The 25462-nt window shown below is 45.9% G+C and carries 18 protein-coding genes; 8 read left to right on the top strand and 10 right to left on the bottom strand.

Going from position 1 to position 25462, the window contains the following annotated elements:
• Positions 1-12: 12 nt before the first annotated feature.
• On the bottom strand, positions 13-4014 hold the full coding sequence (gene purL, locus CUR83_RS01965) for a phosphoribosylformylglycinamidine synthase (RefSeq protein WP_284718951.1): 4002 nt from the start codon (positions 4012-4014) through the stop codon (positions 13-15).
• A gap of 471 nt (positions 4015-4485) precedes the next feature.
• Here purL and CUR83_RS01960 point away from each other — a divergent pair, with 471 nt between their 5' ends.
• Together CUR83_RS01960 and CUR83_RS01955 are read left to right on the top strand one after the other, a co-directional pair.
• Positions 4486-4980 (top strand): pyridoxamine 5'-phosphate oxidase family protein, encoded by a 495-nt coding sequence (locus tag CUR83_RS01960; protein ID WP_284718950.1) that lies wholly within the window; start codon positions 4486-4488, stop codon positions 4978-4980.
• Positions 4981-5325: 345 nt separating this feature from the next.
• The gene (locus tag CUR83_RS01955) at positions 5326-5820 is read left to right on the top strand and encodes a pyridoxamine 5'-phosphate oxidase family protein (RefSeq protein ID WP_071002464.1); all 495 of its coding nucleotides are present in this window, start codon (positions 5326-5328) and stop codon (positions 5818-5820) included.
• A gap of 98 nt (positions 5821-5918) precedes the next feature.
• On the opposite strand, the gene pgsA is transcribed toward CUR83_RS01955, so the two are convergent.
• From pgsA to acs, 3 genes are all read right to left on the bottom strand, one after another.
• Positions 5919-6599 (bottom strand): CDP-diacylglycerol--glycerol-3-phosphate 3-phosphatidyltransferase, encoded by a 681-nt coding sequence (gene pgsA / locus CUR83_RS01950; RefSeq protein WP_071003712.1) that lies wholly within the window; start codon positions 6597-6599, stop codon positions 5919-5921.
• Between the two features lie 448 nt (positions 6600-7047).
• On the bottom strand, positions 7048-8205 hold the full coding sequence (locus CUR83_RS01945; RefSeq protein WP_284718949.1) for an NAD(P)/FAD-dependent oxidoreductase: 1158 nt from the start codon (positions 8203-8205) through the stop codon (positions 7048-7050).
• Positions 8206-8464: 259 nt separating this feature from the next.
• Entirely contained in the window at positions 8465-10426 is a 1962-nt protein-coding gene (gene acs, locus CUR83_RS01940) for an acetate--CoA ligase (RefSeq protein WP_071002467.1), read from the bottom strand.
• Between the two features lie 437 nt (positions 10427-10863).
• Here acs and CUR83_RS01935 point away from each other — a divergent pair, with 437 nt between their 5' ends.
• Both CUR83_RS01935 and CUR83_RS01930 read left to right on the top strand, forming a co-directional pair.
• Positions 10864-12147: a BaiN/RdsA family NAD(P)/FAD-dependent oxidoreductase gene (locus CUR83_RS01935; protein ID WP_284718948.1), complete on the top strand. Its 1284-nt coding sequence runs from the start codon at positions 10864-10866 to the stop codon at positions 12145-12147.
• 115 nt (positions 12148-12262) lie between these two features.
• On the top strand, positions 12263-13279 hold the full coding sequence (locus CUR83_RS01930; protein ID WP_093067314.1) for a pirin family protein: 1017 nt from the start codon (positions 12263-12265) through the stop codon (positions 13277-13279).
• Between the two features lie 98 nt (positions 13280-13377).
• Here CUR83_RS01930 and nemA read toward each other — a convergent pair whose 3' ends face one another.
• Both nemA and CUR83_RS01920 read right to left on the bottom strand, forming a co-directional pair.
• Positions 13378-14484 (bottom strand): alkene reductase, encoded by a 1107-nt coding sequence (gene nemA / locus CUR83_RS01925; RefSeq protein ID WP_071002472.1) that lies wholly within the window; start codon positions 14482-14484, stop codon positions 13378-13380.
• Positions 14485-14725: 241 nt separating this feature from the next.
• Positions 14726-15655, bottom strand: coding sequence for a DMT family transporter (locus CUR83_RS01920; protein ID WP_071002474.1), 930 nt, complete (start codon positions 15653-15655; stop codon positions 14726-14728).
• A gap of 626 nt (positions 15656-16281) precedes the next feature.
• Between CUR83_RS01920 and CUR83_RS01915 the strand changes: the two genes are divergently transcribed.
• The 3 genes from CUR83_RS01915 to CUR83_RS01905 all read left to right on the top strand — a co-directional run bounded on the left by CUR83_RS01915 (position 16282) and on the right by CUR83_RS01905 (position 18516).
• Positions 16282-16536: a hypothetical protein gene (locus tag CUR83_RS01915; RefSeq protein ID WP_071002476.1), complete on the top strand. Its 255-nt coding sequence runs from the start codon at positions 16282-16284 to the stop codon at positions 16534-16536.
• 226 nt (positions 16537-16762) lie between these two features.
• The gene (gene lplA / locus CUR83_RS01910; RefSeq protein ID WP_093067311.1) at positions 16763-17770 is read left to right on the top strand and encodes a lipoate--protein ligase; all 1008 of its coding nucleotides are present in this window, start codon (positions 16763-16765) and stop codon (positions 17768-17770) included.
• Positions 17771-17820: 50 nt separating this feature from the next.
• Entirely contained in the window at positions 17821-18516 is a 696-nt protein-coding gene (locus CUR83_RS01905) for a hypothetical protein (RefSeq protein ID WP_186475240.1), read from the top strand.
• 150 nt (positions 18517-18666) lie between these two features.
• On the opposite strand, the gene CUR83_RS01900 is transcribed toward CUR83_RS01905, so the two are convergent.
• Positions 18667-20802, bottom strand: a complete 2136-nt coding sequence (locus CUR83_RS01900; protein ID WP_093067305.1) for an NADPH-dependent 2,4-dienoyl-CoA reductase — start codon at positions 20800-20802, stop codon at positions 18667-18669.
• 407 nt (positions 20803-21209) lie between these two features.
• Between CUR83_RS01900 and CUR83_RS01895 the strand changes: the two genes are divergently transcribed.
• A complete protein-coding gene (locus tag CUR83_RS01895) occupies positions 21210-22874 on the top strand; it encodes an AMP-binding protein (RefSeq protein WP_284718947.1) in 1665 nt (554 codons plus the stop codon).
• Between the two features lie 96 nt (positions 22875-22970).
• Here CUR83_RS01895 and CUR83_RS01890 read toward each other — a convergent pair whose 3' ends face one another.
• The 3 genes from CUR83_RS01890 to CUR83_RS01880 form a co-directional block, all read right to left on the bottom strand.
• Entirely contained in the window at positions 22971-23390 is a 420-nt protein-coding gene (locus CUR83_RS01890; protein ID WP_071002483.1) for a DUF6691 family protein, read from the bottom strand.
• Between the two features lie 95 nt (positions 23391-23485).
• Complete coding sequence (locus tag CUR83_RS01885; protein WP_071002485.1) at positions 23486-23923, bottom strand: YeeE/YedE family protein; 438 nt, start codon at positions 23921-23923, stop codon at positions 23486-23488.
• A 192-nt stretch (positions 23924-24115) separates the two neighbouring features.
• On the bottom strand, positions 24116-25252 hold the full coding sequence (locus CUR83_RS01880) for an aminotransferase class V-fold PLP-dependent enzyme (protein ID WP_284718946.1): 1137 nt from the start codon (positions 25250-25252) through the stop codon (positions 24116-24118).
• Positions 25253-25462: the final 210 nt, after the last annotated feature.

Below are 25462 nucleotides of genomic sequence, written 5' to 3'. Positions count from 1 at the left end.
TTGAATCTAAGCTTAACGCAACCAAGCCCGCGCATTACGGAACATCCGCATCCATGCACCATCTTCATCCCACTGCTCAGGTTTCCAGCTATGGTTATACGCTTTTAGGTTACGCTCAGGGTGCGGCATCATAATCGTGACGCGACCATCGGTGCTACACAGACCCGTGACACCGCCGAGCGAACCGTTTGGATTGAGCGGATACGTCTCGGTCGGATGACCTTGACTATCGACATAACGCATGGCGAGCTGACCATGTTTCGCCATACCATCGATCTCAGTAGCGTTTAGGGTGGCAAGACCCTCACCATGCGCCACAGCGATTGGCAAGATGCTGTCTTGCATGCCTTTGAATAAGATGGACTTGGTGCGCTCAACTTTGACGTTGACCGTACGCGCTTCGAATCGTGCCGACTCATTTGCGATAAAGCGTGGAAAGTTTTCTGCACCTGGAATGAGGTCTTTAAGCTGCGCCATCATCTGACAGCCATTACAGACGCCAAGTGAGAACGTATTCGGACGGGCGAAGAAGCGGACGAACTGCATGCGTAGCTCATCATGGAACAAGATAGAGTTTGCCCAGCCAGAGCCTGCGCCGAGGACGTCACCGTAACTAAAGCCGCCACAAGCGACCAGACCATCGAAGTCACGTAGATTGATACGGCCTTCTAGTAAGTCGCTCATGTGCACATCGACCGCTTCAAAGCCCGCTTGGGTAAAGCCTGCTGCCATTTCCGTCTGACCATTGACACCTTGCTCGCGGAGGATTGCGACTCTTGGCTTATCTTCACGACTGTTCAGATATGGCGTCTCGATCTTTTGATTGAGATCGAAGTTTGGCGCAGCGATAAGACCTTTATGATTAGTATCGGCAATCAAGTCATATTCTTGTTGCACGCATGCTGGATTATCACGCAGGCGGGCGATTTGATAACTGACCTGCGTCCACGCTTGCTGCAATTTAGTACGGCTAAAGCGTAGCGTGTCATCACCCATGTGCAAAGGCGTTTGGATTAATAGGTTGTCTTCTTCTGAGCTTTGACCAACAAGGCTGAGCATATCGCTGACGTTAAATTCTTCTGCCAACTGCATGAGCGCTGCGACGTTTTCTGGCAATACTTGGATGACTGCGCCCAGCTCCTCACTGAACAGTTGACCGAGTAAGTTGTCATCATCTAATGACAGCTTGATACCTTGACGGCTGGTGAACTGCATCTCTGCGATGGTCGCAAGCAGACCGCCATCACCGATATCGTGATAAGCGCTGATGACGCCTTGCGCGTTGCCCGCTTGCACAAAGTTAAAGAAGTCGATCAAATCACTTGGCTGCGCTAGATCTGGGCAGTCGTTACCGAGTTGGCTAAGCGTTTGCGCAAGGATCGAACCGCCTAGACGCAATTTACCTTTAGATAGGTCAATACGGTAGAACGCGCTGTCACCATTGATTAGCTCAGGGGTTAGCGTTTTTGCGACGTCAACGACAGGGGCAAACGCAGTCACAACCAAACTCATTGGCGAGACGACTGATTTGTCAGCGCCCTCTTCATCAGTCCAGTTAGCACGCATAGATAGCGAGTCTTTACCAACAGGGATGGCGATACCGAGTGCTGGGCACAGCTCTTCGCCGATTGCATGTACTGCATCGAATAGTGCCGCATCTTCTGCATCATCACCGCATGCTGCCATCCAGTTCGCTGACATGGTGATATCAGACAACTGAGCGATACGCGCGCCCGCGATGTTAGTAATCGCTTCGCCGACCGCTAGACGCGCAGAGGCTTTTGGATTGATAAGGGCAACAGGCGTACGCTCGCCGACACTCATGGCTTCACCAGTCATCGGCTGACCATCTAGCGCCACTAAGCCTGACGCCGTCACCGCACAATCTGATACAGGCACTTGATAGCGACCCACATACTGATCACGCACGACCATACCGGTGATAGAGCGGTCACCAATGCTAATCAAGAATGATTTGCTCGCCACGGTTGGGTGACGCAATACATCGGTAATTGACTCGGCTAGATTAACTTCACCAAGCTCTAATGCTGGTAACGTGCTATCAGTACGCTCAAAGCTGCGCTGCATTTTTGGTGTACCGCCGAGCAGTACTTGCATCGGCATATCGACTGGTTGCTCGTCCAATAGCTCATCATCAACGATTAGCTGACGGATATCCGTCGCCTCGCCCAAGATGGCATATGGACAGCGCTCACGAGCACAGATCGCATCGAACTGATCTTTGCTCTCTGGGCGAATCGCCAGCACATAACGCTCTTGCGCCTCATTAGACCAGATGGCCATTGGCGACATGCCCGCTTCTAACGATGGGATCTTACGCAAGTTCAGATGCGCGCCCATTTCATGGTCATTGACCAGCTCCGGCATGGCGTTAGACAGACCGCCTGCGCCGACATCATGAATAGAGACGATGGGGTTGCCGTCTTGACTGGCAATACTAACATCAGCATCGTTTCCGGCAAGCGCCCAGCAGCGATCGATGACTTCCTGACAGCGACGCTCCATCTCAGCGTTATCGCGCTGGACTGAAGCAAAGTCCAAGCCTTCATCAAGCTCGCCACTATCGACTGACGATGCTGCCCCGCCGCCAAGACCGATTTGCATCGCAGGGCCACCCAAGACGATAAGCAAATCACCTTTTTTAATCGCATTTTTTTCAATCAGATTGCGTTTGATATTGCCGTAACCACCTGCCAGCATGATGGGCTTATGATAGCCGCGCATCTCGCTACCGTCTTTTGCCGCAGAGGTATCTAACTGAAAGCTGCGGAAGTAACCGCATAGGTTTGGACGACCAAACTCGTTTGAGAAGTTGGCGCTACCTAATGGGGCATCAAGCATAATCTCAAGGCTGGTTGCCATACGATCTGGCGTACCATAGGCTTGCGTGCTCAGTTGGCCTGACTGCTCCCATTTCTCGGACAGCTCTGGGATATGTAGATGCGACACGTGGAAACCGGCTAGACCCGCTTTTGGCTTACCGCCACGACCTGTCGCACCTTCGTCACGAATCTCACCGCCAGAACCCGTTGCTGCACCTGAATACGGAGCAATTGCCGTTGGGTGATTGTGCGTCTCAACTTTCATCAAGATATCGATGTCTTCTTGATGAAATCCATAAGGATGGATTGAATTGGCATCCATCGCGTCCGTTGGGATAGGATAAAAACGCATGCCATCAGACCCAGCCATCACAGCGGCGTTATCTTTATAGGCTGATAAGATGCCTTGTGGGTTCGACTGATAGGTGTTTTTGATCATTTGGAATAGTGATTTTGGCTGCACCTCACCATCAACGGTCCACTGGGCATTAAATATCTTATGACGGCAATGCTCTGAGTTCGCCTGTGCAAACATCATCAGCTCAACGTCGGTTGGATTGCGACCTAATTCATTGACATACGCATTCATCAGATAGTCGATATCTTCACTGGATAACGCAAAGCCGAACTCGGTATTGGCCGACTCTAGTGCTGACTGACCTTGTCCGATGACATCGATATGATTCAGTGATGCTGGTGCTTGATCATCAAACAACTTGCTGACATCGCTCAAGTCATAGACCAAGCTCTGGGTCATACGGTCAAACAATAACTGCTCAGCGTCTGCTGGTAGTTTTTCGCCTGCGTCACCGTCTGTTTTTTCATCGAGGGTTAACGTATAAACCACGACACGCTCAACACGGTTGATTTTGATTTCACAGTTATTGAATATATCGGTGGCTTTACTCGCCCATGGTGAGATGGTGCCAAAGCGCGGCGCAACGATCACTTGCAGTTGGTTGTCTTGTGGCGTGGTAAGCGCGATCGCTTCTTTGATCCCAAACAAGTCTAAGGATTTTTTGTGCTCCTCACCGCTCAATTCGCGTGAGAGTACATACACTTGCTGAGTACTTATTTGACTAACATTTAGCTTGGTTTTTTGCTGGAACTGACTGATGAGTTGCTGCGTCTGAAAATCGGTAAGAAACGGTTGTCCGGCGATGGTCATCATAAAGGCATAATCCGTAAGATCAAGGCATCTCTGCCATGCTAAGTAAATGGTCTGGGTATTATAACAAGAAGACCTATAATAAGCAGGTTTAAACCAAGATAAATTGCTGATAACTGATACGGTGTCGCTGCTAACTACATGCTCAATAACACAATCAATCAATTCAATAATCCGATCATGAGTGTTTAGCCCATGAATGTTTAGCCCATGAATGTTTAGCCCATGAATGTTTAGATAGCATTCAAATACAGTGACGACACTCGGCGTCGCAATTTTTACCTAACCCTCATACTCCTTACAAACACTCACATCGCATTACTGGGCACCTATATAAATGCAAAGGCATAACTCGGTATTCTAGTTCCAGTTGTTAAGGCGATGTTTTTAAAAGATGAATTACATCTACCTTGAATAAAAATGATTACTACAAACAATTAACTTTCTAATCACTATAAAAAAAAGGAAATTCCTATGAATAAGCAAGAACAAATCGACAAAATTCAAGACGTTATTAAAGATGTAAAATTTGCGATGTTAAGCACCGTCAACAGTAAAGGTGATGTACATGCTTGGCCAATGACGACCAGCGAAGCGAGTATCGGTGGTAAAGAGATCTGGTTCATCGGTGATAAAACCTCAGATGTGGTCAAAGACATTCAGAACAATCAAAAAGTTGGCTTGTCTTATGCTTCTAAAGATGAAAAAGACTATGTCTCTGTCAGCGCCAATGCTGAGTTACCAACAGATAAAAACAAATTAGAAGAATTATGGTCACCAGTCTACAATGCGTTTTTTGAACATGGTAAAGAAGATCCAAACGTACAGTTAATCAAGGTCGTTCCACATGGCGTTGAGTGCTGGTTAGGTGGCAGCTCTACTATTAATATGTTCAAAATGGCAGCAGCAGCCCTACAAGATGGCAAAACCGCAGAAGATATCGGCGAGCAGTTTGAAATATCGTTATAGTTTAGAAGCCATATATAACTTCATTTGGCTCAGATAAGCCTACGGTTACTGAGTCGCCCAAAACGTCAATATGCCTCGGTTTATTGGCGTTTTTTATTGCCTTATTTTTGGTAAGGTTGTTTTTAGACAGTATTTTTTGATTGATAAATCGTCTACTGAATAAAATCACGCAGATAATTACAAACTTTCACAGGGTATTACAGACCAGCTGTATCGTTCTATTAGGTGATATCGCTATATTGATAACTGTTAATAGGCGTCATTGACCACCTTATCAGTACTCTAGATCACTCTTACCGAATAATAATTTTTACTCCAAATTTTAAATAGTAAAGGATAACTACGATGAGCAAGCAACAACAAATGGACACCATCCAAGAAATGGTAAAAGACATCAAATATACGATGATGACCACGCGCACCAGTGAGAACCATCTCCACTCATGCCCCATGAATACCACCGAGACCAGTATTGGTGCCAAAGAAATTTGGTTTATCGGTCACAGCCCTTGTGAGACCATCGATAACATTAAAAACGATCCACAAGTCAATTTGGCCTATGTCAGCCAAGACAACAAACAATATCTGTCTATCGCTGGTACAGCCGAGCTGGTAGATGATAAAGACAAGTTAGATGAGCTGTGGTCGCCTATGTACAATGCGTATTTTGAAAAAGGCAAAGAGGACCCACGCGTTCAGCTAATCAAAGTCACCCCACATGGCGCTGAGTACTGGGCAAATGGTAATGCCATCACTAGTGCTGTCAAAATGGCGGCGGCGGCAGTCACTGACACTGCCATTGAAAAAAGCTTGGGTGAGAATTTTTCGATAGAGCTGTAATGTTTCAATCTTTAAAACAGTAAGAATAGACAAATAAAAACGCCAGTCGCATGAGCCACTGGCGTTTTTTATGCAGGTTACGATTGTTTGTCTTACTATTAGCCGCTTTGCTTCAAATAAGGCCACGCAGCTTTGAGATAGATCATCATTGACCAAAGCGTCAATATAACAGCGGCGACCATCAGCGCATAACCGACCGTCTCAAGCGACTCCCAGTTTAATAACAGTACTGTAATCGCTATCATCTGAAAGGTCGTTTTTAATTTGCCCACATAGGACACAGCGACACTGGTTCGGTTGCCAAGCTCTGCCATCCACTCGCGCAATGCGGATACAGCGATCTCACGTGAGATGATGACGATCGCAGCGATTGCCATAATAATATTGGGATGCCATTGCACCAAAACGATCAAGGCCGCCGCCACCATCAGCTTGTCAGCAACTGGGTCCAAAAAGCGCCCAAACGCTGACATGACATTCAGCTTACGAGCAAAGTAACCATCTAGCCAATCGGTAATTGCTGCAATAATAAAAACGCTGGTTAATAATAAATGGCGCAATAGGCTATCGCTAAACTCACTCATCCCCACTCGCGCAATGACGTTGTCTGAGATTGCAGGCATACCGATGCCCATAGCAGGTGGCCAGTACGCAATCGCAACAAACAACGGAATCATCAAGATACGAGCAATCGTAAGATTGTTGGGCAAGTTAAAAATACTTTTAGTATTTTGCGAACTTGACGGCTCCTGCGTATGCAAATGCGTGCTCTCAGTCATGGCAAACCCAGTTTAATATAGACATAATAATGGCAGATAGCTTAGCATTTTTCCGGCAAGCCGTCATGCCATCTCTGCAGCAATTGAGTCATCAAAGGTATCAACATGATGTCTCTTGTCATATCGATATAATTTCTTGAAAGCATTGAGTGCTTTTATCGAGATTAATAGTAAAAAACACTAAGACGTTACCATTGATTTAATAGCGTATTACTTAGGTAGCTTGGTATATCACTGACTACTTAAATATAGTTGATACACTCCAAAAATGTCATAGCGCTACTGGGATGAATTTTGCGCAGCCTCTGGGAACGCAGCACACAAGTAAAATTTATACCAGTAGCGCGTTTAAATCCATAACAGTTTTACATTCAGCTAACTATATAATAAAAAGTATCTTTAAATCTTATTTGTAAACTAGCGCTGCTGACAGACCATCACAGCACCGTTATCTTTTCTTACAGATCGCCCCAACGGTTTGCTGTGCTACCTGATAGCAGCTTTCGATATTACCGTGTGCGCACCAGTCACCACTGACAATCCACTGTCTGGTTTCATCGACTAAGATACCTAGCTCTTTAGTGTCTGTATCTATTATAGTAGCCGCATAGCGCCAGCGATGACAATCTGTTTGGCTTGGAGCACTATCTTTGTCCCAGTTTAAGGCTTGCTGCGCTGCCATTAATAACGCGGCTTTGACTGTCTCCAAATCATCATCGACGTGGACTTGTGACCAGTCATTACGCGCATGAATGGTGATGCTTGGTAATAGCTCATCACGAGCGGGTTTATGATGCTCAATAAATATTCTATCGAGTACCTCACTATTTAAATAAGCAACATCCCACTGCGGTGCTGTTTGAGAGTTCAATGTTTCAGGTAATTCTTGGGCATTGTCCCAACCGAGCATCAACGTATAGCAGGCCTGCATCTGCGGCTGGGTGATGTTAACTTGCTGACTAAACCCACTGTCTGCCATCAGCTCTACTGCCTGACCGTTTGGTGCAGTACAAATGACCCAGTCAAACCAACCGAGGCTCTCCCCTGTCTCGTCAAATAGCTCAGTTTTTTTATTATTTGAGTGAGTGGTATGCTCATCCAGCGGAGCCACACGCGTCTTAAACACTATGTTTGTGTGCCTGAGCCCAGCGGCTAACTCACGCCCCCAACTGCTCATTTTTGGTGTGCTGATATAGCGCGTATGCACGGTATCCCATTGCTCTTTACTTTGGATATCAGGCGATTGACCATTATCATTCGCGGGCGTGAGCTCGACCACGTTGGCACACCATGGCTGTAGCAGCCCAGTATCTAGCCAAGGGACGATAAACTGCTGAAAACTATCAGTCTTTGCCGTAAAGAACTGTGCACCAAATGCCCATTGCCAGTTTTTACCTGTGTCACTGTCGGTACGATAGCGCGTCGCTAACCGGCCAACACTACGCGACTTTTCAAAAATAGTGATTTGCGGTGTATTGGATAGATCGTGTGTCTGATTTGAGGCGCGTTCTAGTAGTGTCGCGGTTAGCAGTCCTGTCAGACCACCACCGATGATCGCGATTTTTGGTGAGGATTTATCCGTTGAGAGCAAAGTATGATCAGTCATAATGACAGGAAACCTTATCGAGTATTTATGAGTCGCTACCATCTATAAATGGCAAAACGATCTCTTATATGGCGGGCAACTAGTGGGTAGCAATGTTCATTGACCATTGATATTGAACCGTCAAAACGCCGCAATATCAATATCGTCTGCGTAAAAAAGCCATGCTATTCACAATAACATGGCTTTTATTTGACGTTGCTGAACGGATATCAAAGTTGAAATAGCACCGTTTGCGTGCCCGATAGACGGGCTAACGCAACTACTCTCCGCGGCTCGCTTTGACTTCTTCTACCAAATCATTGATCACTGAGCTATCGGCCAGTGTAGATAAGTCGCCCAATCCGACATACTGACCTTCTGCCAGCTTACGCAGGATGCGACGCATAATCTTTCCTGAGCGAGTCTTTGGTAGCGCATCCACCATATAAATAGCATCTAAGGTCGCAATCGGCCCAATCTCGGCACGCACATGACGTTTTAGCTCCGCTTTTAGATCGTCTGTTTTTTCTTCGCCAGACTTTAGAATGATAAAGGCACAGATACCTGTCCCGCGAATCTCATGCGGCATACCAACAATCGCGGCCTCGGCAGTAGCCGGATGAGCAACCAATGCACTCTCAATCTCTGCCGTACCCAAGCGATGCCCTGAGACGTTTAGCACGTCATCCACGCGGCCTGTGATCCAATAATGTCCGTCTTCATCACGCTGCGCACCATCACCTGTGAAGTAATAGCCGGGATAATCGCTAAAATAGGTTTTCAAAAAGCGCGGATGGTCATTGTAGATTGTACGCATTTGCCCAGGCCAACCAGTACTGATGACCAAATTACCTTCGGCAGCGCCTTCCATGATTGCGCCTTCAGCATTGACGACTTCAGGTTTAATGCCATACAGCGGCGTCATCGCGGCACCCGGCTTAAGATCGACCGCTCCCGGAATCGGTGCCATCAAAATACCGCCTGTCTCCGTTTGCCACCACGTATCGACAATGGGACACTTGCTGTCACCAACGACATGATAGTACCAATCCCACGCTTCTGGGTTGATTGGCTCACCGACTGAACCCAGCAAACGCAGGCTTGAGCGATCTGACTCACGTACAAAGGCATCACCCTCTTTCATCATTGCTCGAATCGCCGTTGGGGCGGTGTATAAAATGGTCACGTCGTGCTTGTCGATGATGTGTCCGATACGTGCCCATGTTGGATACTCTGGCACCCCTTCAAAAATGACTGTCGTGGTGCCATTGGCGAGCGGTGCATATGTTGAGTAGGTATGACCTGTGATCCAGCCCACATCTGCGGTACACCAATAAACGTCATCTTCTTTGACATCAAAGACATCACGGAAGGTAGACAAGGCATAAGTGATATAACCCCCTGTGGTATGCACAACGCCTTTGGGTTTACCCGTTGAGCCAGAGGTATACAATAGGAATAATGGATCTTCGGCATTCATCACTTCAGGCTCACAGATCTCTGATTGCCCATCAACGAGATTGTGATACCAGACATCGCGGCGACCGCTCATCGGTATAGAGTTGCCTGTGCGGTGGACGACGATGACTTTTTCGACACTGTCTGTGCCATCCATCTCAAGAGCATGATCGACATTGGCCTTGAGCGGTGTGTGTTTGCCGCCACGTAAACCTTCATCAGCCGTAATAACGACTTTTGAGCGGCTGTCTATCAAACGATTGCCTAGACTCTCAGCAGAAAACCCACCAAATACCACTGAATGCACCGCACCAATACGCGCACATGCCAGCATCGAGACCATGGCTTCTGGTATCATCGGCATATACAACGTGACCCGATCGCCTTTGCCAACGCCAAGCTTGCGTAGCGAGTTGCCCAGACGACAGACTGCTTCATGTAATTCTTTAAAAGAAATGATCTTGTGTAATGAAGGGTGATCCCCTTCCCAAATAATAGCTGGCTTGTATGGATCTTTTTCGAGGTGACGATCAAGACAGTTGACGGAGATATTCAGCTCACCATCTTCAAACCATTTAATACTGAAATCGTCTAAGTCATAATTGACATTGCTGACTTTGGTCGGTTTTTTTATCCAGTCGATCAGCTCAGCACGCTTCGCCCAAAACGCATCATTTGCTTCGGTTGATTCGATAGATTGATTGTAGTCTTCGAGATACTTTTCAGGGGTGGTATTGGCAGCAGCCATAAACTCGGCTGAGATTGGAAATGATTTCTGGGTCATAGTATTGGTCCTTTTAATTATCATGACTTACATAGAAAGTCGTCTATAACGACTAACCATGCAGGCAATAAGAGTCATCTTCCATAATGCGTGACACTCAGCGATAGTTTGACAAATAAGCGTGTCGGTTGCAAGACATCATCAGTCAATCATAACAATTTCGCTGTACATCTGTATACTTGGTGATTGATAGCAGCGGTTATTGAAGAATTATTAGTAAGGATTATTGCAACATCACAATCAAGAGTGCTCTTGATATGCAGATGCCATGTCACAGCTCATCGGATATCACATTTAATCCTTGTAACCTCAAATGAAATATGGACAATAGCTACCCTACCGATACTGCTTTAGACAACACCGCCGATCTGTATTATTAACACATACAATTGGTTTTGTTATCACCTTTTTTTAAATGATTGTTTTACGAGACCGCAATGACTAATCACCACAATGCACACCCCTCTACTCACTATGACGTCATCATCGTCGGCGCTGGCGCTTCAGGATTGTATTGTGCGCTCACCGCCGGTCGCCGTGGTCGTCGCGTTTTGGTCATAGATCACGCCAATAAAGCAGGCAAAAAGATTTTGATGTCAGGTGGTGGCCGCTGCAACTTTACCAATTACTTCGTCGAGCCTGAGCATTTTATCGGTGCCAATCCTCACTTTTGTAAGTCGGCACTGAGTCGCTATCCAAGCTGGGAGTTTATCGGCATGGTAGAGGCGCATCAGATTCCCTACCATGAGCGTGAACACGGGCAGCTATTTTGTGATGATTCTGCCCAAGATATCCTCACTATGCTCCTTGATGAATGTACGGCTGTCGGTGTGCAAATCAAGCTCAATACCCAAATCAATCATGTACAGACGACTGTCCATGATAAAGCAAAACGGTTTGAGCTAATAACCAGCAAAAAGCTTGGCAAAAAAGACGTCGCAAGCGAGAGTCAATCGTCACAGACGCGCTATCGTTGTGAGTCGTTAGTGGTAGCCACTGGTGGTTTGTCTATTCCAACGATGGGCGCAAGCGGCATTGGCTACGAGCTAGCGCAGCAGTTTGGGCATACCTTGATAGCAACCGATGCCAGTCTCGTACCATTTACCTTCACGGACAAAACAGGCGAGCTGATTCGTAGCTTAGCAGGCATCAGCCTACCAGTCATTGCCAGTAACGAGCGTATCTCTTTTAAACTGCCTGTACTGTTTACCCATCGCGGGCTCTCTGGCCCTGCCATGCTCCAGCTATCGAACTATTGGCACAGTGGTGAGACGATCAGCATTAACCTACTGCCCGATGTAGATGTCACCGATATTTTACTCACCCGCAAAAAGTCACACCCACGCCAACTGATCCGTACTGTATTGGCAGAAAACACAGACAACGCACTACCCAAAAAACTATTGGCAGCACTACAGACCCAGCTTTGGGACGATATCAAAGATACTGAGCTTGCCAATATCAAAGATGAGCGACTGAGTGAGCTTGGCGCTACCCTCAACGGCTGGCAGCTCAAGCCGTCTGGTACTGAAGGCTATCGCACGGCCGAGGTCACCCGCGGCGGCGTAAAAACCGATGAGGTATCCTCAAAGACCATGCAAAGCAATCTACAAGAGGGCTTGTATTTCATCGGCGAAGTGCTCGATGTAACAGGCTGGCTTGGTGGTTATAACTTCCAATGGGCTTGGGCCAGTGGCTTTGTGAGTGGCGAGGTCGTTTAAGAAGCAGTCGCATTTGATAGCTTAAAATAAACACGACATAAGTTCATTTTATTATGAAATTGCGGTATAATATTAACTAATATGACTTATGCTAGATAAAATCATGAGGTAATCCATGCGTCCAATCAAACAGATTCATGGTGATAAAGCACCACATTGGGTCGGTGACGGATTCTTTGTGAAAACATTGATCAATTATGTCGATGACCAACCAGACTTCAATTACAGTCATACCGATCCATTTTTACTATTTGATTATGGCGAGCCGACGACATTTGCACCAAATCCTGATTATCAGACGCAGCCACATGGCATTGGCAAACACCCTCATAAAGGTTTTGAGACCGTCACCCTCGCGTACTCAGGTGAAATCAGTCATGCTGACTCTATCGGTGGACGCGGGGATATTTTGGAAGGCGATGTGCAATGGATGACCGCTGGTCGCGGCATTCTACACGAAGAGTTCCATTCTGAGGCGTTTGGGCAGCGCGGTGGTGTGTTTAGTATGGTGCAAATGTGGGTCAATCTGCCAAGCGCGCACAAGCTGACTGATCCTAAATATCAATTTATCAAACGTGCTGAGATGCCTATCATAGAATTGGTGGACAGTCGCGATGCCGACTCTCAAGATAATCTTACTAAAGATGCTGTTGCTCAAAGCGCTGACAAACAAACGGTCATCGGTCAAGTTGCCATCATTGCAGGTGACTGGCATGGCGTCACAGGTAATGCGGTAACCTTTACGCCCATTAACCTATGGGATATCGCGCTGCATACCGCAGGCACAACGATACTCGAAGTACCTAGCACGCACAATACCCTGCTTCTCGTACAAGAAGGCCGAGTACTGGTCAATGGCACATCTATCAGTGCAGGCAATCTGATTCAGTTTGCAGCGCCGATTGAACCATCTGTAGATTCTCAACCTGTACCTTTATCTGATGCTGCTACCGATACTATTGAGCTCACCTATTCTACCGATAACGATGAACACACTCCTGCCAAACTACTGTTGTTAAGTGGTGAACCTATCGGTGAGCCTATCGCAGGTCACGGCCCCTTTGTAATGAATACCCAAGATGAGCTACGACAAACGTTCCGTGATTATCAAACAGGCAATTTTGGTACATAATGAAAATAGAAGCACAAAAAAGCCCTCTGACTACCGATAGTCAGAGGGCTTTTATGAAGCATAATTTAGCTATTTAGTCAGCAGAACCGACAAATAAACTATTGCGCCTGATCCATAAACGGATAATCAGTGTAGCCAACCGTGCTGCCACCATAGAAGCTCTCTGGATGCTGCTCGTTGAGCGGTGCACCCTCTTGAATACGTTCAGCGAGATCAGGATTGGCAAGATAATCACGACCGAATGCTACTGCGTCGATATAACCTGCCTTGATATTTTTTTCTGCTTTGTCCGCATCATAGCCTCCCGCCGCGATGATGGTCTGATCGAACGCATCACGGACACGCTGACGGAACTCATCGCTATACGGCGTACCCCCTGCCCAGTCTGGCTCTGACAGATGCAAATACATTAGACCACGCTTGTTGATTTGCTCAATCAGCCAAATGTTATCGTCTTCTTCGTAGCCTCCCTCAACATTGTTGAACGTGCCAAGTGGTGAAATACGAATACCCACGTGATCAGCATCCCATGCCTCTGCGCAAGCATCAATCACGTCCAAGGTCAGACGCGCGCGGTTTTCGCGGCTGCCACCGTACTCATCGTCACGCTGATTGGTATGCTTGGCCCAAAACTGATGCAGCAAATAACCATGCGCGCCATGAATCTCAATACCATCAAACCCCGCTTCCTGCGCGCACTTGGTTGCATGTGCAAAGTCAGTAACCACTTGCTGAATCTCATCAAGACTGGCTGGGCGCGGCGGCGTGGCATCCGCGCGAATGGCTTGGTTGTCACTATCACGCAATGAGGTACGGATACCTACATCGACATCTGAGGCTGAAATTGGCGCACGGCGCTCAGGTTGTACGCTTTCATGTGAGACAAGTCCTGTGTGCCATAGCTGGACGACAATCTTGCCACCTTTGGCATGGACATTGTCAACGATGGCTTTCCATGCAGTGACTTGATCTTGAGTATGTAGCCCTGGTGCGCCTGCATAGCCTTTTGCTTGAAACGATACTTGCGTCGCTTCAGTGATGACAAGGCCCGCCCCTGCACGCTGCGAGTAGTACTCTGCTGCCCATGTGATAGGGACATCGCCTGGCTCAACGGCACGCAGACGTGTCAGTGGAGCCATCATAATGCGGTTTTTTAGCGTTTGTGTGCCCATTTTTACAGGCTCAAATAAAATATCGTGTGCCATAATCTGTCCTATTGGTTATTGTCGCTATTTATGATCTTTAGTTATAGCAACCATCATTCATACTGATTATTATCGAATGCTGTTTAGAAAAACTTATAATATCATTAGTAAATCTACGTTTAGCGCCTACATTTATAGGGGATAGATTTCATTATTCCAAGCAATATTTACAAACAGATACAACAATATTCACCTATACAAATCTTCGTATTTGTTTACTACGAAGACTGTTTACTAAGCCTTAAATACTGTTCATCTGGGCCTTGTCTTTTGGCTTTAGCATTTTCTTAATTGATAGCTCTAATGACAGATATGTGCCGATTAATATCACAATCGAACCAATGATGGCTTGTATATTTAGCGCCTCGCCAAGCAATAGATAGCCCAAAATAATCGCAAAAATTGGAATGACTAACGTGATACTCGTGGCACGCGTTGGCCCAATATTTTTGATCAACTGATTCATAAAAATAAGGGCAATGGCGGTTGAAAACACACCGATACATATTACAGATACCCATGCCTTTATGCTGATCGCTTTGCCATAAGGGAACTCTGTAAAAGTCACCGGCAGCATGATAAGGCTACCGATGATGAGTGAACCTGCCGTGATCGCAACTGGCGAGACATCGTATAAGTAGTTTTTGGTGATGTTTGCGCCAAGCGCATAACCCACACAAGCGAATAGCGCGTAGCCCATCGGTAATAATCCCTCGACCAAGCCTTTACCCTGATCGCCACCACCAAATAAGCTTTCGCTCATCAATATAATCACCCCAACTACCCCAATCACCAATCCAAGCGCTTGTTTTTTGGACAGTCTGTCTTTAAAGAAGACGCGAGCGATAAAGCCGCTCATCATCGGTACGGAAGCGTTTAGTACGGCGAGTACGCCTGCATTCACTGACTGCGCAGAAAAAGAAAACAACACAAATGGCAATGCGGCAGAGAATAAGCCAACCAGCGACAGCATTTTCCAGTGCTGTTTGATACCAACTCTGTTTTTCTTTTTTAGCAGTACAAATACGAGCATGACCAATCCTGCAAAAATCACCCGCAAACTGGCAAATGCCAACGAACCAAATTCAGGCACGCCAACCCGATAAAACACAAAAGAGAGTGACCACATAAAAGAGAGGGTCACAAAGATGATGAGATCACGGTTGGTCATCGGATAATCCTATTAAGCACGTAGACTGCATTTGCCAACTCGTGTCGGTCATAACCGTCTGATATGTGGTGGAGGTTAATGTGCTAATAAGGCACTATGATGGTAAATCTATAACCACCTTGTATATTGCTTTTTATAGGTGTCATCGCACATTCTTATGGATTAACCTGTCTTATTTAAAGCCATTTCACGATGTCTAGCTTTTCTATATCTTAGATAACTGGGTAAAATACTTTATCGAGCGAAAAGCCAGTAGACGCTGCTACCCTACAATTTTTCTACTTTAGCCTATTTCAGCGCTTTATTATTTATATACTGGCAAACTCCAAAGTCACTCTTGAGTCATTACCCTCATCAGTATGTATAAGAATAGAACCTATCTTGATATCGAAGCTTTCTAACAATAAGACTCATCGATAGACAATCTTAATAATATCAAAGTATAAGCAATGCCATCTAATCAGTAGGAGGTTTCCTTAAAAATATAATAATTGATATTTGTTTGCTAATTTTTTACTATCTATTTACTATCTAAGAGGTATTGGCTCGTATCTGGCGATACAAAAATAGATGACAAATTACACAAAAAGCTAAACTGTCAGTATGAGGGCGCTGAAGGTGCAGCGATGAGTTATAGCTTTAGGCAGGTCTCTTATAACCTGCCAGGACTTGGCAAAATGGCCACATCTAATCAAGCAAACTACAATGACCGTAATGAGATCACTGGATGGACGACCACCGTCAATGATGAGCCAGCCATTATCAGATATCGTTTGCCAAGCAATCAGCGTATCGTCAGTGATGCCTATGCGCAGTCTGGCAAAGCGGTGATGCAGTGTTATCTTAGTACCAAGTCGCAGTGGGAGATTTGTGCTGAATAGAGTGAGATATTATTGAGATTTAATACATCATAAAGCTGAGCTTATTGCTCAGCTTTTCCACTACTAGCAGCAAGACTTAATACTTTTTACGTTATAGTATTGCTTACATATTCCATCGAATTACTCTCCCTACCACTCTATCATTGAACCCCAATCTTTTATCAGTAAGAATATCAGTATCTATTTGTAGCACTTCCCTATAAAAACGATTAAAAAAGGATCCATCATGAAACTGCGCATCTTAAAGTCTGCGGTGACCAATCCTTGGTTCAATCTTGCCACCGAGGATTGGATATTTAATACGCTCAATCCCGACTCGCACACGCTTTTCTTATGGCGCAACTCTGAGACCGTGGTCATTGGTCGCTCACAAAATCCATGGGTAGAATGCAAGACGGATAAGATGGCAGCAGACGATGTCTTTTTGGCGCGGCGTCAAAGTGGCGGCGGTGCGGTATTTCATGACTTGGGCAATACCAATTTTACTTTTTTATCCCCAAAACACGCGTACGACCAAACGGCCAACTTTACCATTATCATCAATGCGCTAAAAAAGCTGGGTATCGATGCTGAGCAGTCTGGTCGTAATGATATGCAAGTGGGCGATCGAAAAATATCAGGCAGCGCCTTCAAACACGCCGCCGATCGCAGTTTTCATCACGGGACACTGCTAGTCAATGCCAATATGCAAAAGCTTGGCGATTATCTCAATCCGCATCCCTTAAAGCTCAAAGCAAAAGGCATCAAATCGGTACGTGCGCGCGTGGCAAACTTGGTAGCGTTCAATGATGCCATCAATCATGAGACCTTGTCTGAGGCGATTATCGAGGCGTTTTGTGAGTATTATGGAGAAACTGCGCCAGTTGAGCAGTTGGATGAAGCCAGCCTTGCCAAGCAGCCGGCGCTAAACGCTTACTATCAGCAGATGGCGGACTGGGATTGGCGCTTTGGCAAGACGCCTGAGTTTAGCCATCATATCGAGACGCGCTTTGATTGGGGCATGATGGATGTGCATTTGGATATCAAGCAAGCTGTGATTACGGAGGTTGTTATCTTCTCTGATGCGTTAAATATTGAGCTGATTGATTTGCTCAAAGAGACATTGACTGGTGTGAAATATAATAAGCATGAGATTAATGCCAAGCTTGCTGAGCTGGGCAAAGCACATCCTGAATTGGCAGCACAGATAGACGATGTATCTGAGTGGCTGACTAGTGAGATGGAAGGTTACTAATTTATGATTAAAAGTGTATAGTTTAATTTTTTATCACATAGAAGTCAGAAATGTTAGGTTTAAATCTTGAATCTTTAGACAGTTTATGGCCAATCGCAATTATCATGGCAACATTGAAAATACTTTTTGAGATAGGAAAGGTATGTAAATCTTACCAAGAGAATAGATACTATAGCTTGGATAAGCTCAAAGAAGCTTTTGAAACAGAAAAAGTTGATAACAAACTCAGAGAACAGTTAGTTACTACCTATGAAAGAGAGGTGTTCCACAAGATTTATAAATTAAATATAAGTAAATATTATCGTAGAAAAATTATTGATATCTCCAACAATTCTTGCGATATTGAGTTATCGACTTTTAGAAAAGCAAATAACTATATTACTTACGAAAATGAAAATATCTGCTTAATTTATAGATATTCATACCCTATATTAAAAACACTAAATAAAATATATTCTTATTTTTACTATATGCTCTCGGTTTTTTTCATTGTAGGTTTTCTATCTTATTTCTTAGAATATGAGTACTTATCAAAAATCTATGTCTCTGTAGACAATCAGTATGTATTACTGTTTTTAGGGCTTTATTTTCTTTTGGGATCGTTTTTCAGTATAAAAAAGGAAGTCTCTCTGGAAGCAGTAATAGTATTGAAAAAACATGCTGACATACATCGAAGTGATATCAATATCATACATAAAGAATTAATATATGACAAAATAGTAAAAAAAATACTTAATATCCCTTAATCAAGCTAGATAAAGAATCATTAATAATTTCAAGAATTAGTTTCTTTAGCAAATTAATGTACTTAAGCAAAGGCTGTTCTCAAGAAAAACAGCCTTTGTCAAAACATTCATTTTTTCAAATATAGATTATTTGAAAAGTCTAAATAATCCTTAAATCCCTGCCGCAACCTCAGCGCCATCACGAATGGCGCGTTTGGCGTCCAGCTCAGCTGCCAGTTTGGCACCGCCAATAAGATGGTATTGCGCGTCTGGCGCATCGCCGACATTTGGCATCAGACTGGCGACTGACTCTTGACCAGCACAGACGACGACGCTATCGACACGGAGTAGCTGGCTTTGACCTTGGGCGTTGGTGACCCAAATGCCCTCGTTAGTGATTTTGTCGTACTGCACGCCAGCGACTTGGATGACGCCATGCGATTTGATATGCGCACGATGCACCCAGCCAGAGGTTTTGTTGAGGCCTTTACCCAGACGGCCTTTGCTACGCTGCATCAGATAGACCTGACGAATGGGCTTAATCGCTTTGGGTCTGACCAGTCCGCCATCACTTTGATAATCGGTATCGTTGGTCACGCCCCATTCCTCGCGCCACTCGCTGATGGACTGAGGTTCAGGGCGATAATCTGGATCTTTTAGACCTTCAGGGCCGATCTCATCCAGCGATTGTCCGTGATTGGCAGTCAGATATTCACTAACATCAAAGCCAATACCGCCAGCACCGATGACCGCCACGGTGTTGCCCACGGCTTTTTCACCAGAGAGCAATTCAGCGTAGCTGATGACTTGTGGCAGATCAGCCCCTTCAAGCTTACCTGCGAGACTTCTAGGTACAACGCCAGTGGCGACGATAACATGATGGAACTTGGCTTTTTCCAGCATGTCTTTATCTACAAAAGTATTGAGTTTAATCTCGACGCCTAAGTGCTCAAGCTCGTTGATATAGTAGCGAACAGTCTCAAAGAACTCTTCTTTACCCGGGATGACTTTGGCGTAGTTGAACTGTCCACCCAACACATCTTTGGCTTCAAACAAGGTCACTTCATGACCACGTAAGGCGGCGACATGAGCGGCTGACATACCAGCGACCCCGCCACCGATAACGGCGACTTTTTTCGGTTTCTTGGTTTTTTTGTAGACCAGCTCAGTCTCATAGCACGCTTGCGGATTGACGAGACAGGTCGAGCGTTTGTTTTCAAAGGTATGGTCGAGACACGCTTGGTTACAGGCGATACAGGTATTGATGCGGTCTGTCTGACCGTTTTTGGCTTTGTTGACCCAGTTTGCATCCGCCAAGAATGGACGCGCCATTTGAATCACATCTGCCTGACCATCAGCGATGATTTTTTCTGCGGTATCTGGCATGTTGATGCGGTTGGCCGCCATCATTGGGATATTGATGTGTTTTTTGATCTCAGCAGTGAAATCAACGAAAGCGGCGCGTGGTACGCTGGTGACGATCGTTGGGACACGCGCTTCATGCCAGCCGATGCCCGTATTCATGATCGTCACGCCCGCTTCTTCTAGCGCTTTGGCGACAGTGATGACTTCATCCATAACGTTACCATCTTTGACCAAATCAATCACTGACAAGCGGAATAGGATAATAAAATCTTCACCCACGGCTTCGCGAACAGCTTTGACCACATCGACGGCAAACTTCATCCGGCCATTGATATCGCCGCCGTATTGATCGCTACGCTGATTGACGTGGCGCGATAAAAACTGATTGAGTAAGTAGCCCTCAGAGCCCATGATTTCGACACCATCATAGCCCGCTTGCTTGGCAAGACGCGCTGAGCGGGCATAATCTTTGACTGTCTGCTCGATGTTTTTAATGCTCATCTTGCGCGGTTTAAACGGCGAGATTGGGGATTTGATTGGGCTGGAGGATACCGCAAAAGGATGATAGCCATAGCGACCACTGTGCAATATCTGCATGATGATTTTGCTGTCATGCTTATGCACAGCACGAGTGAGGCGTTGGTGATTGATGACGTCAGCTTTGGTATTCATCGTGCCGCCAGCAGGCAACAACCAACCTTCGCGATTGGGTGAGATGCCGCCAGTGATCATCATTGCCACGCCGCCTTTGGCACGTTCTGCAAAATACGCCGCCAGCTTACCGTAGTTATAAAAACGGTCTTCAAGCCCCGTATGCATAGAGCCCATGACCATGCGGTTTTTTAGCGTGGTAAAACCCAAATCTAATGGCTCAAATAAATGGGGATAGTATTCATTGGTGCTGGCGGTATCGATCGTATTAGCAGAACGGCTGGCGGTCATATCATTTTCCTTATGAATGTTTTTTGAGACGGCTTCTTAAAAATGGCTTTGTAGAAATCGTGGTGCTACGGGATTTAGCGTTATCAGTATCGTAACACACCGCTATTATCACTAGCTATGCAGACAAACGACTGATGAGTGAGCACTATTTGGTGACGATCAGAATACGATCGTGAAGTGTGCCAATTATCACACGGGCTGGTGGCGTATCGTTAGGTTGTTACGATAAAACCCGCTCCAGTGTTGACAATGTTTTTTTATAATCAGAGAACTATTTTATCACTCTCTCCTCACCGCCCATTAGACTAATCGATAAACATCGACTATTCTAACCTCTTTCTGTGTTAAATTAAGGTGCTGCGTTACCCTATTGACGAATTATAAAAATATGATAAAGGATTATCATCATGACAGATTTTCATACCGGCCTCGGCAAAAACGCTGCCAATTATCAACCACTCACCCCTATTGATTTTATTATCCGTAGCGCTCAGGTTTATCCCGATAAGACTGCGATCATTTATGATGACCTTGCACACAACAATCTCACTCAGACGTGGCAACAGACTTATACGCGCTGCCGCCAACTGGCAGATGGCTTACGCAAACTGGGTATCGATAAAAACGATACGGTCGCCGTCATGCTGCCAAACACGCCAGCGATGGTCGAATGCGCCTTTGGCGTACCCATGTCAGGCGGCGTACTCTGTACGTTGAACACGCGCCTTGATATCAACGCCCTGACTTTTTGTTTGCAGCATTCAGAGGCCAAGGTGCTGATCTTGGATAGCGAGTTTGCGGAGCACGCTGAGATTATCGATGAGACCTTCCCAAACCTCATTGTCATTCACGCGACCGATCATGCTATCGATGTCGAGCCGTTTGGACAGATGAGCTATGAAGCATTGGTTGCCAGTTCAGACAGCTTGGATAATTGGGAGATGCCAGCGGATGAATGGGATGCCATTGCCCTGAACTACACCTCTGGCACAACAGGCAAACCAAAAGGCGTCGTTTATCATCATCGCGGTGCTACGCTCAATGCGGTGTCGAATATTTTGGATTGGGATATGCCAAAGCATCCGACCTACTTGTGGACGTTGCCGCTGTTCCATTGTAACGGTTGGTGCTTCCCGTGGAGCATCGCTGAGCGCGCTGGGGTCAATGTCTGCTTGCGTAAGATTGATGCGGATTTGATATTGCAGCTGATTGCCAAACATCAAGTGACCCATTACTGCTCTGCGCCCGTCGTCCATAATATGATTGCTGGCGGCAAACCCGAGTACAAGGAAGCCATTACGCATACCGTCAAAGGCTGGGTCGCTGGGGCACCGCCGTCTGAAACCATGCTGGCAGCAATGGAAGCGATGGGCTTTGATATCTCTCACGTCTACGGTCTCACCGAAGTCTATGGGCCAGTGACCGTTTGCGCTGAGCAAGAAGAATGGAGTGATCTTGATGTCGCCACCCGCGCCCAAAAAAAATCTCGTCAAGGCGTGACCTCACACTTAATGACAGCGTTTGAGGTATTTAAACAAGGCACGACTGAGCCAGTCGCCGCCGATGGCGAAGAGATGGGTGAGCTGGCACTACGTGGCAATATGGTGATGAAAGGCTATCTAAAAAGCCGCAAAGCCACTGAAGATGCCTTCACTGATGGCTGGTTCCGCACGGGGGATTTGGGTGTCAAATACCCTGATGGCTATATCAAAATCATGGACAGACTCAAGGATATCATCATCTCAGGCGGTGAGAACATCTCTAGTATCGAGGTCGAAAATGTCTTATACAAGCTCCCTGCCATTGAGAGCTGTGCGGTCGTCGCCGCGCCACATGATAAATGGGGCGAAGTGCCCGTCGCCTTTATCGAGATTCATGAGGGCAGCACCTTGCAACGCGATACGGTAATAGCGCATTGTAGTCAGCACTTGGCAGGCTTTAAAGTGCCCAAATATATCGTCTTTGCCGAAATCCCAAAAACCAGTACGGGTAAAGTACAAAAGTTTGAGCTACGCCAAGCAGCCAAATCGTTGGCGCACGAAACGTCAAAAGTCACTGCGAGTGCTAAGTGATCTGACAATACATTAAATCCTGTCATCAACTAACATTCATAAAAAAGGTCAATCACATATACGTGGCTGACCTTTTTTAATGTTCACATTATTTAATTAGCCAATTTTTGGCTCAAACCACTGATAGACCAGCATTCCTACGACCATCGCAGGGATAAACACATACGCTTGCCACTGACCCGTCCCGAGCAAGACAATGCCTGGCCCCGGGCAAATACCCACCAGCCCCCAGCCGATACCAAACAACATGGCACCGATAATCAGTTGTTTGGTGATGACGGTTTTGCTTGGCATGTCAATGGGCGTGCCAATCCAGCTATTCTCTTGACGCTTGGCCAACAGCACACCAAAAAATGCAACGAACAACCCACCACCCATCACCAGGGCAAGGGAGATATCCCATGCGCCAAACACATCCAAGAACCCTTGTACTTTTACAGGGTCCGTCATACCTGACACCAGCAGCCCAAACCCAAACAGTAACCCTGCCAGCAATCCGATTATATTTTTTAGCATCGTCGTATCTCGCTATTATTATCTTCTATTAACTATCATATGTCGTGCGTGCTTTAGTCCTACTAGCAATCTCATGGCAATCTGCCATTGAGCATTTATAGTAGCCCTAGGACATGACGACCGATATACACGGTCACAATACCCAACAGCATAAAGGTGACGGTCGCGGCCAGTGAGCGTGGAGATAGACGTGCATTACCACAAATACCATGCCCACTGGTACAGCCTGAGCCAAGACGCGTGCCAAATCCGACCAGTAACCCTGCGGCAATTAACAGTGGCAAAGAAGTGCTAATCTCTACGTTAGGTAGCGGTCTTGCCAGCCTGTACAGCACGGGCGATATGACCAAACCCAGTATAAACAGTATCTGCCACATCTCTACACGCTTGGGTTTTAGCAAGCTTGAAAAAATGCCACTGATACCCGCTATACGGCCGATACCGAGCAGCAAAATAACTGTCGCTACCCCTAGCATCAGACCACCGACTAAAGAGATCGGTGTAAATGCTTGCCAGTCTATTTGTATACTCATAACGGACTACCCATTTAGGTTTATTAAGTATTTGCTTAACATTCGATTTATATAAATACATTATATTATAAAATATAATAAAAGGGTAAAAAAATACTGAGCACGTATGATGATAATAACGGCTCAGTATTTTATGATGATAAAAGTGCTCTTACAAAGCATATCCACTTATAAGAACGCTTAATCATTGACTTACTGGCTTAACACTTCATCCAGTGCGGACTCAAAACGCGTGACCGTACCATCGATATCGGTCAGCTTGTCCAAGCCAAACAGACCCAAACGGAACGTCTTGAAGCTGCCAGGCTCACCTACTTTTAAGGGTACGCCAGCGGCGATTTGCACACCCGCTGCCGCAAAAGCGCTGCCTTTATGCATATCATCACGATCGGTATAAGACACCACAACGCCAGGCGCTTGAAAGCCTTCAGCCGCAACGCTCTCGATGCCTTTGGCTTCTAGTACTTCACGAATACGTTTGCCAAGCGTCCACTGCGCCTCACATAGCTTATCAAAACCAACCGCTTTGGCTTCATTCACCGCATCACGGAACTGGCGTAAGCTGTCTGTCGGCATTGTCGCATGGTAGGCATGACCGCCGTTTTCGTAAGCGCGCATGATATTTAGCCATTGCTTTAGATCAATACTGAAGCTATCAGACTCTGTGCTGTCTACTTTTTTGACCGCCGCCTCGCTTAGCATGACAAGACCAGCGCCTGGTGTACTGCTCCAGCCTTTTTGCGGGGCGCTGATAAGCACATCGATACCCAAGTTTTTCATGTCTAACCAGACACAGCCTGACGCGATACAGTCGATAACCAACAATCCACCGACGCTATGCACAGCCGCGCTCAACGCTTTGATATAGTCATCTGACAAAATCATGCCAGACGAAGTCTCGACGTGCGGCGCAAATACCACTGCTGGCTGCTCTTCTTTGATTTTAGCTACCGCCGTGTCGATATCCACAGGTGCAAACGGTTTTGGTGACTCGCTATCATCTGCACGATTGGCAGTGAGTACGGTAGACGATTTGGCAATTTTGCCCTTCTCTAAAATCTGCGTCCAACGATAACTAAACCAACCATTACGAATGATGAGGCAATCTTCGTCATTTGCCAGTTGACGCGCGACCGCTTCCATACCATAAGTACCAGAACCCGGTACGATCGTCACGGCATCCGCGTTGTAGACAGATTTTAGATCACTAGATAAGTCATTCATCACTTGCTGAAAGGCTTTTGACATATGGTTTAGCGCACGATCAGTGTAGACCACTGAATACTCTAATAAGCCGTTTGGATCGATATCTTGACGTAATGCAGGCATGGAACACTCCTAGTATATGATTAGATGATGACTGTTTCTTAATTTTTTGGACCTTATTTTTATACCATAATATAGGGATAGGAAATAATATAGATACTAATATCGTTAAGTACCATAGATGATTGGTATCAACCGAATACTCATATCGAACAAAAATGAAGAAGATATAGGATAGACAAGATAACCCTTTAACCCAGCGCTACTGTCTTT

The organism is Psychrobacter pocilloporae (assembly GCF_029872915.1).
Taxonomy (GTDB): domain Bacteria; phylum Pseudomonadota; class Gammaproteobacteria; order Pseudomonadales; family Moraxellaceae; genus Psychrobacter; species Psychrobacter pacificensis.
The sequence above is the reverse complement of the archived record's forward strand: the minus strand, read 5'-3'. Positions and strand labels throughout refer to the sequence as shown.

Bases quoted from the DNA above. Each gene is read 5' to 3' on its own strand.
- purL (WP_284718951.1), bottom strand. From the start codon at position 4,014: ATGATGACCATCGCCGGACAACCGTTTCTTACCGATTTTCAGACGCAG.
- CUR83_RS01960 (WP_284718950.1), top strand. From the start codon at position 4,486: ATGAATAAGCAAGAACAAATCGACAAAATTCAAGACGTTATTAAAGAT.
- CUR83_RS01955 (WP_071002464.1), top strand. From the start codon at position 5,326: ATGAGCAAGCAACAACAAATGGACACCATCCAAGAAATGGTAAAAGAC.
- pgsA (WP_071003712.1), bottom strand. From the start codon at position 6,599: ATGACTGAGAGCACGCATTTGCATACGCAGGAGCCGTCAAGTTCGCAA.
- CUR83_RS01945 (WP_284718949.1), bottom strand. From the start codon at position 8,205: ATGACTGATCATACTTTGCTCTCAACGGATAAATCCTCACCAAAAATC.
- acs (WP_071002467.1), bottom strand. From the start codon at position 10,426: ATGACCCAGAAATCATTTCCAATCTCAGCCGAGTTTATGGCTGCTGCC.
- CUR83_RS01935 (WP_284718948.1), top strand. From the start codon at position 10,864: ATGACTAATCACCACAATGCACACCCCTCTACTCACTATGACGTCATC.
- CUR83_RS01930 (WP_093067314.1), top strand. From the start codon at position 12,263: ATGCGTCCAATCAAACAGATTCATGGTGATAAAGCACCACATTGGGTC.
- nemA (WP_071002472.1), bottom strand. From the start codon at position 14,484: ATGGCACACGATATTTTATTTGAGCCTGTAAAAATGGGCACACAAACG.
- CUR83_RS01920 (WP_071002474.1), bottom strand. From the start codon at position 15,655: ATGACCAACCGTGATCTCATCATCTTTGTGACCCTCTCTTTTATGTGG.
- CUR83_RS01915 (WP_071002476.1), top strand. From the start codon at position 16,282: ATGAGTTATAGCTTTAGGCAGGTCTCTTATAACCTGCCAGGACTTGGC.
- lplA (WP_093067311.1), top strand. From the start codon at position 16,763: ATGAAACTGCGCATCTTAAAGTCTGCGGTGACCAATCCTTGGTTCAAT.
- CUR83_RS01905 (WP_186475240.1), top strand. From the start codon at position 17,821: ATGTTAGGTTTAAATCTTGAATCTTTAGACAGTTTATGGCCAATCGCA.
- CUR83_RS01900 (WP_093067305.1), bottom strand. From the start codon at position 20,802: ATGACCGCCAGCCGTTCTGCTAATACGATCGATACCGCCAGCACCAAT.
- CUR83_RS01895 (WP_284718947.1), top strand. From the start codon at position 21,210: ATGACAGATTTTCATACCGGCCTCGGCAAAAACGCTGCCAATTATCAA.
- CUR83_RS01890 (WP_071002483.1), bottom strand. From the start codon at position 23,390: ATGCTAAAAAATATAATCGGATTGCTGGCAGGGTTACTGTTTGGGTTT.
- CUR83_RS01885 (WP_071002485.1), bottom strand. From the start codon at position 23,923: ATGAGTATACAAATAGACTGGCAAGCATTTACACCGATCTCTTTAGTC.
- CUR83_RS01880 (WP_284718946.1), bottom strand. From the start codon at position 25,252: ATGCCTGCATTACGTCAAGATATCGATCCAAACGGCTTATTAGAGTAT.